Source organism: Mycobacterium paraseoulense, assembly GCF_010731655.1.
In the GTDB taxonomy this organism is placed as follows: domain Bacteria; phylum Actinomycetota; class Actinomycetes; order Mycobacteriales; family Mycobacteriaceae; genus Mycobacterium; species Mycobacterium paraseoulense.
The window spans coordinates 767950-781004 of record NZ_AP022619.1 but is presented as its reverse complement, the minus strand read 5'-3'; the positions used below and the strand labels follow the sequence as shown (position 1 = coordinate 781004).

Here is a 13055-nt window from a genome sequence, read left to right as displayed (position 1 = left end):
GATTAGTCGGTCGGTGCAGCCCGCGACACGGTGCGGCCCGTCACCGGCCACCGGAAACCGCGCGATCGGCCGGCACTTCGATTCGTGTCCCGTTGCGGCGGATGCGATATTGGTGTGCCACTAGACAGACAGACAGGCGGAGACTGGGCGCATGACCACTCCTGGCGAGGGCCAGTACGGCACGTTCCACCTTCCGCGGCTCGATTACGAGAAGCTGCCCATGGCCGTGGATCGGGGCGTCGGGTGGAAGGCGCTGCGCGACGCGGGGCCGGTGGTGTTCATGAACGGCCACTACTACATCACGCGCCGCGAGGACGTGCTGGCGGCGCTGCGCAACCCCAAGGTCTTCTCGTCGACGATACTTCAGCCTCCCGGCCACCCATTGCCGGTGCTGCCGTTGGCTTTCGATCCCCCACAGCACACGCGCTACCGGAAGATCCTGCAGCCGTTCTTCAGCCCGCACGGACTGAGCGCGTCGCGACCGGTGCTCGAACGGCACGCCGCCGAGATGATCGCCACGCTTGCCGGCCAGGGCAAGTGCGAGGTGATGGCGGATTTCGCGCGCCTGTACCCGTTTCAGGTCTTCATGGACCTCTATGGGCTGCCGCTGGAGGACCGTGACCGCCTGATCGCCTGGAAGGACGCCGTCGTCGCGGACAAGCCCTATCTCACCCCGGCCGATCTCGAGCAGGGCAAGTACCTGCTGGCCTACCTGGTCGACGCGATCCAGCAACGCCGGCACAACCCGGGCTCTGACATGCTGTCGCGGGTCATGGCCAGTGACGGTGACTTCAGCGACCTGGAACTGCTGGGCATGAGCCACCTGCTGATACTGGCGGGTCTGGACACGGTCACGGCGGCGATCGGATTCTGCCTGCTCGAATTGGCCCGGCGCCCACAGCTGCGCGAGTTGCTTCGCGACGATCCGAAGCAGATTCGGGTCTTCATCGAGGAGATCGTACGACTGGAACCGTCGGCGCCGGTGGCGCCCCGGATCACCACCCAATACGTCGAAGTCGGCGGCATGACGTTGCCACCCGGCACGTCGGTGCGGTTGTGCATGGCGGCGGTCAACCGCGACGATAGCGACGCCACATCCGTCAACGAGCTCGTCATGGACGGAAAGGTGCACCGCCACTGGGGTTTCGGTGGTGGGCCGCACCGCTGCCTGGGTTCCCACCTGGGCCGGATCGAGCTGACGGTGATCGTCGGAGAATGGCTGAGACAGATCCCCGACTTCGACGTGCCGGCGGACTACGTTCCGGAAATCAGATTCCCGTCAAAGAGCTTCGCGCTCAAGGAATTACCGCTGCGCTGGGGCTGATCCGGCCAGCCCCGGCGCAGCGGTAACCGGCAAACCTATTTCCGCAATTCGGTCGCCGCGACCTGGACGAACACACCGGTGTCCTCGGCCATCAGCAGCCCTCGGCCGCGGGGCAGCGGGCCACCCTTCATCTTGCCGCGGATGAAGCCCTCGTCCGGGTCGGCGTCCATCACCAGCAGCGGCGCGTTCGCCTGGGCCAGCGCCCGCAGCATCGGGTCGCTGCCCGCGGACGACCAACCACCGAACGTGCGCGTGACGATCACGTGCAACCCGACGTCGGCTGCCCTAGTCACCCATGGCGCGGCCTTGTGCAGCGGCGAATCGAATCCTGCCGGCAGTTGCTGGATGTCGTCGACGATCAGGAAGATCTCCGGGCCGCTCCACCACGACCGCGACAACAACTCTTCGGCGGACAGACCGGGCGGTGGTTCGCGCCCGGCCAGGACCGCCGCGAGCTCGCCCATCATCGCCTGGACGCCGTCGAGGTTGTAGGCGAACTTCTCGACATAGTCCGAACCCAGTGCGGTCAGCAGCTGGCGTCGTGGGTCCACCAGCCACACCTGTGCCGACGGCTGGCCGGCAGGCGGCGGCGGTGCGCTGCTCGCTCCCGGTGCATACAGCCGGCCGATCTCGGACATGATGGTGGCCAGCGTGGTGGTCCGCCCACATTCCCGTCGGCCCGTCACCATCAGGTGCGCGTTCTCGGCGAAATTGAGGTAGACCGGCGACAGGTCCAATTCGGAGATGGCCCAAGCGATTCCGCCCGCGCCGACCCCTTGGCGGGTGTCTTGCGCCGCCAGCTCCCGCAGCTGCGCCACGTCGAACCGGGCGGGCAGGCGCCGCACCGGCGGGGCCTGCCCGGTCGTGAGGCGACTGACCGCGTCGATGACGCTGTCGGACTCGAACACGTAGCCCGGTGTGGTGCCGAGCGCGGGGCGGGCCACCAGCGTGTGCAGACCGGCCTGCGGGTCGGAATCGAGGCGGACGTAGTTGACCGCGACCATGCCGCGGCCCGGCTTGACCGGAACCTCCTTAGCGAACCGGGACCGCACCAGTTTGGCGTCCTCCACGGCGGCCAGCCGCAGCTCGACCCGGGATCCGAACCCGCTGCGCACCGGCGGCCGCAGCTCCGATTCGCGATCGGCCGTGACCACCACGTGGACCCCGAAAGACGGGCCCTGGTTGATGATCAGGTTCACCTGCTCGATCAGCACCTCGTTCTCTTCGGCCAGCGCCCGGTAGTTGTCGACCACCAGGTAGACGTCGCCGAACCCGTCGTTGGGGACGGGGCCCGGCTCGCCGCCGAACTTGCGCCGGCGGAAGACCTCCATCGAGGCGATGCCGTACTCGAGGAACGTGCTCTTGCGCTGACGCACCAGCGCCAGCAGCTCGGCCACCGTCCGGCGCACGCCGTACGGGTCGGTCGGGCCGGCGACCTCACCCACGTGCGGCAACCGGGCGACCGTGGTCAACGCGGTGCTGCTGTAGGCCAGGCAGTAGAACTGGACCTGCTCGGGCGTGTGGGTCAGCGCTGCCGAGCAGATGAGCGTCTGCAGTGCCGTCGTCTTGCCCGAGCCGCCGGCGCCCAGGATCAGGACGTTGGCGCCCGGCCCGGACGTGTCGACGGTCCACGGTGGCTGGTCGTGCTTGAACGGCCGGTCGATGATCCCGATCGGGAACACTAGGTCGCGCGCCGTGCCGTAGTCCTCCTGCCACGGGTGGCCAAGGAATCGTTCGACCAATTCGTCGATGGGAACCGGCTGGTTCAGCGGCGGCTGCCACAACCGGTACGGCTCGAAGTCGATCTTGCGCAGCTGATCGATGATGACCGTGCCGACCTTCGGAACCCTGATGCCCTCGATGTCGTCGTCGCCCGCCTCATCGGCCTCGAGCGCCTCGCCGTTCGTGATGGCCGCCGGGGTGAGCTCCGGTCCGCCCACGCTGACCTCGAGCGGGGTGAACGAGTTGGTGAACAGCTGCGGGCGAACGTAATCGATGCTGTGCACCAACGCCGGGGCGTCTTCGCCGTCATCGGTCAGCCCGCGGGGGAAGTAGTCCCGCCACAGGAATTCCGCCTGGAACCGGACGATGTCCTCCAGGCTGCGGCGGAAGTAGCCCAGACCCGCCTGCGCCGGCAGGTTCACCGCGTTCGGCACACCCGCCGCCTGCGCCGCACCGGCGGTGCGTGCCTTCAGCACCAGCCGGTAACCCATGTTCTCCATGAGCTTTTCGGCGCGGCTCTCGATGGTCTGGGACGCCATCATCAGGTGGATCCAGTAGGCGCGGCCCTGCCGGCCGATCGAGTCGAGCACGTCGACCGCGGTCGGCATGATGCGGAACCATTCGTAGAACTCGTCGATGACCACCACGAGCATCGGCAGCGGCGGCATGTCCTGGCCGCGGGCCTGCATCCTGAGCCGGACCGAGTTGTACTCCTTGGCGTCGTCGACACCGGCGCTGTCGCAGATCGCCTTGCGCCGGGCGATCTCGCCCCACAGGGCGTCCAGGAAGCGCTCCATCAGCGCCTGGTCCTCTTCCAGGTCGGTGATGATCCGCGACACGTGCGGGACCCCGGCGAACGGCTTGACCGCCGATCCACCCTTGAGGTCGGCCAGGACGAATTGCAGCTCCTCGGGCGGGTGGCTGAGCATCAGCGACTCGATCACGGTCCGCACGAGGGTGGATTTACCCGAACCCGTCGTTCCGGACATGACGCCGTGCGGACCGTCACCGCCCTCGTCCAGTGACTTCATGTCCAAGAACAGCAACTCGCCGTTGTCGGAGCGATTCCCGAACGGCGCCCGCAGCCGCGACCGCCCCATCGTGTCGGTGCGGGCGCCCCAGAGCGCCTGGAAGTCGATGCGGCCCGGGTCGTCAATTCCGTAGTAGGTCAAGATGTCTCGGGCGCCGATGTGGGCCACCCGCTGACCGATCTCTTCGTAGGCCTCGGCGAGCCGCCAGTGCGCCAGCGCCTGGGCGAACTCTTCGGCCTCCGCGACGCTGATGTGGTCGGTCAGAGCGAAGAACCACGGCTTCTCGTCGATCACCATCCAGGTGTCGCGGTCTCGGGGCAGCGCCTCGATCACGCCCTTGTCGTCGAATCGCAAGGTGCGCTCGGGGACCGACGTCCACATCGAGGAGCCCGTCAGGTCGAAGAAGGTCACTCCGTCGATGCCTTCGGCGCTGATCACGAATTCCCATTGAGGGTCGACGACGTCGGCGACGATCACCGTGTGCGGCGTCGGGGTCTGCGCCGACGAACTCGCGTGCCGGGGCGTGAAAGATCCACGGCCGGAGAACAATTCGGCCTGCTCGGCGGCGAACTCGCGCACCGAGCTGTAGACCATCCGCGCGTTGCCGGCGGCGTCCTGGCGCCGCGGGTCACCGAAGTGCGGCAGCCACTTCACCCAGTCCCACTCATCGAGGTCCGAGGTGACGACGACCATCTGCACGTGGTCGGGCCCGTGCGAGAACGCCAGCTGGCAGATGATCGCGCGCATCAGGCCCAGGACCTGCTCCCGGTCCCCGTCGAGCGCGTACCACGGTTCGACGAGCAGCGAGATCATCTTGGGCAGGTTGTAGACGACGCTCTGGTAGCGACCGAACTCCTGCAGCGCCTTACCGGTCACCGGCTCGAGCTCGATGTCGGTCGGCATGTTCTGGGGCTCACCCCAGGTCACCTCGGGACGCGTCATGCCGACGCCGACTCGCACCACACCGAAGTTGAGGTCCTTGCCGTCGGGCTTGCGTTCCCACATCCGCGGGGTTCCCACCGCGGCGGCCAGCGTGGTGGGCGCCGGGTGGAACCACCGGTAGTTGGCGTCCATGCTGTCGGCCGACTCGTGGGCGGTCTCGCGCAGCATGTCCAGCATCAGCATGAACTGGGCGCGCATCGAGTCCAGCTTGGGCCGGCTCATCTGCTGCTGCCCGCCGAACCGTCCGCCGAACATCATCATGGCGACGCCGCCGATCATGAAGATCGGGAAGATCGAGCCGGCGCCCCCGAAGACGTGGGAGCCGCTGGCGAACGTCATGGCGACCATGCCGATCAGCAGGCCGACCACCACGACACCGACGACGATCAGCCACCAGGGCTTGCCCTCCGGCGGCGGAATGCTCAGGGGCGTGGGCAGGACGATGTTCTCCGGCTTGATGACCGGAGGCTTCTCCGGCGTCGGCCGGGCAAACCCGCGTTTCACTTTGGTACCGCCAATCCTGCTGGGGACATATCCATCGGTAAGGTGTCGTGCTCCACGAGCGCGTCCGCCCGCGACAAGGTCGGACCTTGCGGGAGCAACCGCAGCGCCACCCATGGCGCCAGGCTCGGTTTCGTCTTCAATCCCAGCGCCTCCCGGACGTCGCGGGTGTCGTCGACCCCGAACCGGGCGCCGGCATCGGTCAGCCACCACAGCGATTCCATCGTCTTGGCGCCGGGATCGTTGCCGGTGACGGCCACGAAGTTGCCGTAGTCGGGCCCGAAGAAGACCTGGTCGGCTTCGCGACCGCTCGTGTCGGCCTTGACCAGCGACACGACCTTGTTCTCGTCCTTGGCCGCGACCGGGATGGTCGCGCCCGACACGACCTGGATACGGGCCCGGTTCTCACCGGCCGTCTTCTGCCACCACCAGCACGTCGCCGGGTTCTCGCGGATGTCCGACACGTTGAGCGGGGCATCCGGGTAAGAGGACAGGTCCAGCTTGTTGACCACCGGCATCTTCGCCAGCGCGGACGGTTCCACCGTGACCGGTTTGGTGTTGCCCGGCCCGGCGTTCTGCAGGATCTGGGCCACCAACGGCGGCAGCGTCTGCACGCCGTCGGCCAGCACCAGCGAATACTGTTGCGGCCCACTGATTTGCGGCGTGACGATCACCGTGCCGATCGGGCCGGGGGCGCCGGGGAACGACGCGGCGGCTCCGGCGTTCTGCACCTGCGGCACGGTCAGTTCCGGGCCAACCGGCAAGGCGTCGAACAGGGCGCGGCTCATCGGCTTCGCCTGGCCGACCTGCTCTGGCGTCAGGCCCAGCGGCAGCAGCACCGATCGGTTCGTCGCGTCGATCCGAGACCGGCGTCCCTCGCGGATCACCCACGCGTCCCCGCCGTAGCTCAGGACCACGGCGTCCGACCCGCTCAGCACGCGGCGGTGGTTGCTCAGGTCGGGATTCCCGTCGATGACGGTCACGGTCACCCCGGACGGCGCGCCGACTCCGGTCGAGGTGGCGACGGTGTCACACACCAGCCACGACGACGTGGACGGACTGGTGGTGTGGAAGTTCGACGGTGCGCCCGGGATGCCCACCATCGGGCCGCGCGGCAGGGTGGCGATCTGGCTGGACCGGACCAGGTGCGGATTGTCCGGCCGGCCGGTGATCAGGCGTGCCGAGGCCAGGTTCAGCGCCGGGTACAACCTGTCGCCGACGCGGACGTACAGCGCGCCGGAGTCCCGGTCGGCGATGATCGGCGACTCGTTGATCTGGCCGGAGGGGCTGATGAACGACCACAGCAAGGCGCCGAGGCAGATCACCATCGCCGCCGACACCGAGGCCACCACGGCCAGCGTCTGCCGCCGGCCCGGCTCGACCTCCATGCGGACGCGCCACCGGGTGAGCGCCATCGCCGTGCGGCGGGCGAGGAACTGGTAACCGGTTACCTGGGTCCGGGTCGACAGCCCGAGGCCATACCCCGACCCGCGTTGCCCGCGACTCTCTTCCGCCACGTTATTTCACCGTCCGGTCTGCTAGAAGGCCTGGATATTGTCTCTTGAATACGTGATCCAGCGCGAATTACATCGACAACCGTAAGGCACCAATAGGGGCCTCGCCACGCGGCGCCGACGGCGTTCGCTGCCACATCCGTTTATCCGCAGGTGTCCGGTCGTCGGCGGCTCGCCGGATCGCGCCGACGTCCGCACCGCGCCAGGCGCCGTTGAACTGGCACTTTCGGATTCCCCCGCCGATCCCCGCCCGGACTCCTGATGTCTCCTCAGGGCATCGTAATGGCGAATGGCCGGCTCGTCCTGTTGAGCGTGCGCCCTCGGCGAACCGAACGGGCGCCACCGGCCAGCAAAACGGGCGGGGCGCCGCGCGCCGAGTCGCCGCCTCTCCCCGATTGGTCGGACGGTGAATTCTGGCAGCAAGATGAGCGGTATGAGTGAGCTCGCGCCGTCGCTGGTCGAACTTGCCGGGCGATACGGCATTGCGACCGAGTACGAGGACTGGACCGGGCGGCGGGTGCAGGTCCCGGCGTCCACCTTGGTGGCGGTGCTGGCCGCCCTCGGCGTGGCGGGCGGCACCGAGCAGGAGCGCAACGTGGCGCTGGTCGCGAAGCTGCGGTCGCACTGGGCGCGCCGGTTGCCCGCGACCATCGTCGGTCGCACCGGTGAGCAGACGCGGTTCTGGGTGCACGTGACCCACGGTGATCCCGCCGAGGTCTGGTTGCAGCTCGAGGACGGCACGCAACGCGGCGGGATCCAGCAGGTCGACAACTTCACGCCGCCGTTCGACTTGGACGGGCGCTGGGTCGGCGAAGCCAGCTTCGTGCTGCCGCCCGACCTGCCGCTGGGGTACCACCGGGTGCATCTGCGTTCGGCCGATGGTGAGACGAGCACCGCGTTGATCGTGACGCCGGATTGGCTCGGACTCCCCGAGCGGCTCGGCGCCCGCCGGGCCTGGGGGCTGGCCGCCCAGTTGTACAGCGTGCGCTCAAGACAGTCGTGGGGGGTCGGCGATCTGACGGACCTGACGGACCTGGCGGTATGGTCGGCGTCGCGGCACGGCGCCGACTACGTGTTGGTCAATCCCCTGCACGCCGCCGCGCCGACGTGCCCGATGGAGCCCTCGCCCTACCTGCCGACCTCGCGGCGCTTCATCAACCCGATCTATCTGCATGTCGAGGCGATTCCCGAGTTCGCCGAGCTGCCCAAGCGCAGCCGGGTGCGGCGCCTGCGTTCCGACGTACAACACAAAGCCGCCCGACTCGACGCGATCGACCGCGACGGCTCGTGGGCGGCGAAGCGGGCCGCGCTCGAGCTACTGCACCGGGTGCCGCGGACGTCGGGTCGCCAGTTGTCCTACGAAGCCTTCCGGGCCCGTGAAGGCGGCGCGCTCGACGACTTCGCCACCTGGTGCGCGCTGGCCGAGAAGTACGGCGACGACTGGCACTCCTGGCCGGAATCGCTACAGCATCCCCACGCCGCCGGGGTGGCCGCCTTCGTCGAGCAGCATTCGGAGGCGGTCGATTTCCATCGCTGGCTGCAATGGCAACTCGACGAGCAGCTCGCCGCGGCGCAGTCGCGGGCGGTCCGGGCCGGAATGGCGCTGGGCGTGATGCACGACCTCGCGGTCGGCGTCCATCCCAACGGCGCCGACGCGTGGGCCCTGCAGGATGTGTTGGCGCTGGGCGTCACCGCCGGCGCGCCGCCCGACGAGTTCAATCAGCTCGGCCAGGACTGGTCGCAGCCGCCGTGGCGGCCGGATCGGCTGGACGCGCAGGAGTATCGCCCCTTTCGCGCGTTGATCCGCGCGGTGCTGCGGCATGCCGGCGGCGTGCGCATCGACCACATCATCGGGCTGTTCCGGCTGTGGTGGATCCCGGACGGAGCGCCGCCCACCCACGGCACCTACGTGCGTTACGACCACGAAGCGATGATCGGCATCGTTGCCCTGGAAGCGCACCGCGCCGGGGCGCTCGTCGTGGGCGAGGACCTCGGCACCGTCGAGCCATGGGTCCGCGACTACCTGCTGTTGCGCGGCCTGCTCGGCACCTCGATCCTGTGGTTCGAGCTGGACCGCGACGGCTCCGGCGGCCCACTGCCGGCCGAGCGCTGGCGCGAGTACTGCCTGTCCTCGGTGACCACCCACGACCTGCCGCCGACAGCCGGCTACCTGGCGGGCGACCACGTGCGGCTGCGCGAATCCCTCGGTTTGCTGACCCGCCCGCCCGAGGACGAGCTCGCCTCGGGCCGGGCCGAACTCGCGGCCTGGATGGCCGAACTCAGGCGGGTGGGTTTGCTAGGCGACGCCGAGGACGACGCGGAAAGCGTCGTGCTCGCCCTGTACAGGTATCTCGGGCGGACGCCGTCGCGGCTGGTGGGTGTGGCCCTGACCGACGCGGTGGGTGACCGGCGGACCCAGAATCAGCCGGGAACCACCGACGAATATCCGAACTGGCGGGTACCGCTGACCGGCCCCGACGGGCGCCCGATGCTGCTCGAGGACGTGTTCACCGATGCTCGGGCGGCCACACTGGCCGAGGCGGTGCGCCGGGCGATCGCGCCCGCGGCCGTCGAAAGCGAGCCTGTTAGCTTCTGAGGCCATGAAGGTCTCAGTGGTGGCCCCGGTCGCCGACGGTGTCACCGCGAATCCAGAATGGATGGCGGCCTTCGCCCGCCACCTGGAACGGTGCGGTTTCGAGTCGATCGTCGTCGTCGAGCACACGGTGCTGGCCACCCGCTACGACAGCGTCTATCCGTATGACAGTTCCGGACGCGTCGGACTGGCGGCCGACTGCCCCATCCCCGACCCGCTCGATCTGCTGGCCTTTCTGGCCGGCCACACCACCACCCTCGGACTGGCCACCGGCGTGTTGGTGCTGCCCAACCACCATCCGGTGGTCCTCGCCAAGCGCGCCGCCACCGTGGACGCGTTGTCGGGTGGACGCCTGCGGCTGTGCGTGGGCGTGGGGTGGCTCAAGGAGGAGCTCGAGGCGTGCGGCGCCGATTTCGAGAACCGCGGCAGGCGCGCCGACGAGCAGTTGGCCGTCCTGCGGGCGCTGTGGGCGGACCAGCCGCAGGGGGCCGGCTACCACGGTGAGTTCTTCAACTTCGACAACGTCATGTGCTACCCCAAACCCGTTGCCGGCGAACGCCTCCCGATTCATATCGGCGGGCACAGCCCAGCGGCGGCGCGCCGGGCGGGACGCCTCGGCGACGGCTTGCAACCGCTCGGCGTGGCGGGGACCCGCCTGGCGTCGCTGGTCGCGCTCATGCGTGACGAGGCGGCGTCGTCGGGTCGCGACCCGGCGAATCTCGAAGTGTCACTGGGCCATGCGGTCGACAAGATCGATGCCGAGCGTGCCGGCGGCCTGATCGAGCAGGGTGCCGACCGGCTTGTGTTGGCCATGCCGGCGACCGCCGACATCGGGCAGGCCCAGGACATGCTGTCGGCGTGTGCGCAACGCTTGTCGCTGATCGCGTGACCCCGATGGCCCCGCCAACCGACCACCGATCCGCCCTGAGCGATTTGGTGCACCGATACGCGGCCTACACCGATGAGCGTCAATTCGATGATGTCGCTGCGCTATTCACCGAAACCGCGGTGCTCGCGGTGCCCGAACCGCCCCAGGTGCTCGAGCCGATCCACGCGCATCACGGCCGAGCGGCCATCGCCGCCGCGGTCGCCACCGTCGCGGCCCTCGCCCGCACCGAGCACGCCATCGTCGGCGAGGTCTACGACCGGGGCGCCCGGCCGGCCGCGGCCCGCGGCCGTATCGCATGCATCGCCCACCACTGGGACCGACGCGGCGACGAACTCGTCGACGTGGTCTGGCACCTGCGCTACGACGACGAGTACGAACTGACCGACCGCTGGCGGATCGGCCGGCGGGCGCTGACCATCAACGCGATTGAGACCCGTGCGGTCCGCCGGGTGCGCTGACAGGGCCCGGCCTAGCCCGCTGGCAGAAGACTTTGCGCAAATTCACAGCGACCGCTCATGAACCGAATCTGCGGCGAGAATGCACGGTTCGTTGAGCAGTTGCGGCTATCACCGCGCCGGCCGGGGCGGAATTCGCCCATCCCGCGCCGAGGGCGGCGCTCGTGGGGTCCGGCGAGGCCGCGGACGGTGCATTTCTTCCTGATCGTGTCCAATTTATACAAGTCGATCCGTGTATTTTCGGCCGCGTGACGAACACCGAACATCGGACCATGAGCGTCAATCCCGCGGAGCCCACGGCCGCACAGGCGAGGCCGAGCGGCAACGTATCGACACTGGCAGTGGGCACGCCGCTGGAGACCCCCCCGGATTACCGCAGCGAGATTCACACCGCCGAAGACGTCATCGACGTCGAGACCTACGGTGGCGGCTTCGATCTCAGCCGGCGGGCCACCGCCCCGAAGCTGCGTATCGGACGTGACCGGTGGTTCAACCTGCTCTGGCTGATCCCCATCGGCTTTGCTCTGCTGATCGTCGGGGTGGCCGTCGGCAAAGGCCTGCACAACATGCCGGCCGTGCAGTCGTTCATCCAGCGCTACCCCGGGACGGACAGCTCCGGTGTCACCCCCGGCCTACCGGCCTGGATCGGTTGGACGCACTTCTTCAACCTGTTCATGATGATGTTCATCATCAGGACGGGGATCCAGATCCTGTGCGACCATCCCCGGCTCTACTTCAGCCGCAACGCCACCCCCGGCAAGGACGAGTGGCTGCGGGTCGGCCCCCCGGTGCCGGACGACGAGCTGTGGACCGCCAACGCCGACACCGTCGCGCTGCCACCACAATTCGGGTTGCCCGGCTTCCGGCACTCCATCGGGTTGGCCCGGTGGTGGCACCTCGGCGTAGATGTCCTCTGGCTGGTGAACGGCGCGGTCTTCTACGTGCTGCTGTTCGCCACGGGACAGTGGCGGCACATCGTGCCGACCAGCTGGGACGTCTTTCCCAACGCGGCGTCGGTGGCGGTTCAGTATCTGTCGCTGGACTGGCCGACCGACAACGGCTGGGTCGCCTACAACGGCCTGCAGTTGTTGTCTTACTTCACCACGGTTTTCATCGCCGCGCCCGCGGCGTTGATCACCGGGCTGGGCATGTCGCCCGCCCTGTCGCAGCGCGTTCACTGGCTCAGCAAGCGGCTGAGCATCCAGCACGCGCGGTCGCTGCACTTCGTGGTGCTGGTCTATTTCCTGTTCTTCATCCTCGTCCACGTCACCATGGTGCTGACGACCAGCGCGCTGCGAAACCTCAACCACATGTTCGCCTCCCGCGACGACAACAGCTGGGTGGGCTTCGGGATCTTCGCCGCGGCCATGGTGCTGACGGCGATCGCGTGGGTCTGGGCCACTCCGTTCACCATTCGCCATCCGCGCGTGATTCAGCGGGTCGGCTACGCGCTGGTCGGCCCGTTCCAGCGGATACTCGAACAGCTCGACCCCAAGCCCGGCGCGTTCACCGAGAAGGACATCTCACCGCACCACTGGCGCAACGGCCGGCTGCCGGAGACCGTGGAGTACAAGGAACTCGAGCAGAACGACTTCCGCGACTGGCGGCTCAAGGTTTACGGTCTCGTCGAACACCCGATGGAGTTCTCACTCGACGACCTGAAGGCGCTGCCCTACCACGAGCAGATCAGCCAGCACTTCTGCATCCAGGCCTGGTCGGGCGTCGCCAAATGGGGTGGCGTGCAGATGAAGACGATCATGGACATCGTCAAGCCGCGGCCCGAGGCCAAGTGGGTGGTGTTCTATTCGATGGGTCTGGGCGCGACGGGCGGCATCTATTACAACGCCCACCACATCGGGCAAATGGACCATCACATGACGATGCTCGCCTACAACATGAACGATCAGCCCCTCCCCTACATGCACGGCAAGCCGCTGCGGCTGCGCAACGAATTGCAGCACGGCTTCAAACTCGTCAAGTGGATCAAGGGGATCGAGTTCGTTGCCGACTACCGCGACATCGGCAGCGGCTACGGCGGTTACAGCGAGGACCACAAGTACTTCGGGCGACACCAGACGCTGTAG

General features: G+C 68.1%; 7 protein-coding genes. 5 read left to right on the top strand and 2 right to left on the bottom strand.

The features are described from left to right. Positions 1-151 precede the first annotated feature (151 nt). The gene (locus tag G6N51_RS03270; RefSeq protein ID WP_083171420.1) at positions 152-1324 is read left to right on the top strand and encodes a cytochrome P450; all 1173 of its coding nucleotides are present in this window, start codon (positions 152-154) and stop codon (positions 1322-1324) included. A 35-nt stretch (positions 1325-1359) separates the two neighbouring features. Here the strand turns inward: G6N51_RS03270 and eccCa are convergent, their stop codons facing one another. Together eccCa and eccB are read right to left on the bottom strand one after the other, a co-directional pair. Further along, positions 1360-5523 carry a type VII secretion protein EccCa gene (gene eccCa / locus G6N51_RS03265; RefSeq protein ID WP_083171421.1) on the bottom strand — a complete coding sequence of 1388 codons (4164 nt, stop codon included), beginning with the start codon at positions 5521-5523 and terminating at the stop codon, positions 1360-1362. Further along, entirely contained in the window at positions 5520-7037 is a 1518-nt protein-coding gene (gene eccB, locus G6N51_RS03260; protein WP_083171422.1) for a type VII secretion protein EccB, read from the bottom strand. Before eccB ends, eccCa begins: the two co-directional genes overlap by 4 nt. A 430-nt stretch (positions 7038-7467) precedes the next feature. Here eccB and malQ point away from each other — a divergent pair, with 430 nt between their 5' ends. From malQ to G6N51_RS03240, 4 genes are all read left to right on the top strand, one after another. Next, a complete protein-coding gene (gene malQ / locus G6N51_RS03255) occupies positions 7468-9630 on the top strand; it encodes a 4-alpha-glucanotransferase (protein WP_083171423.1) in 2163 nt (720 codons plus the stop codon). 4 nt (positions 9631-9634) lie between these two features. Beyond that, positions 9635-10516: an LLM class F420-dependent oxidoreductase gene (locus G6N51_RS03250; protein WP_083171424.1), complete on the top strand. Its 882-nt coding sequence runs from the start codon at positions 9635-9637 to the stop codon at positions 10514-10516. A gap of 5 nt (positions 10517-10521) precedes the next feature. Then, positions 10522-10974: a nuclear transport factor 2 family protein gene (locus tag G6N51_RS03245; RefSeq protein WP_083171538.1), complete on the top strand. Its 453-nt coding sequence runs from the start codon at positions 10522-10524 to the stop codon at positions 10972-10974. A gap of 338 nt (positions 10975-11312) precedes the next feature. Further along, the gene (locus G6N51_RS03240; protein WP_083171539.1) at positions 11313-13055 is read left to right on the top strand and encodes a molybdopterin-dependent oxidoreductase; all 1743 of its coding nucleotides are present in this window, start codon (positions 11313-11315) and stop codon (positions 13053-13055) included.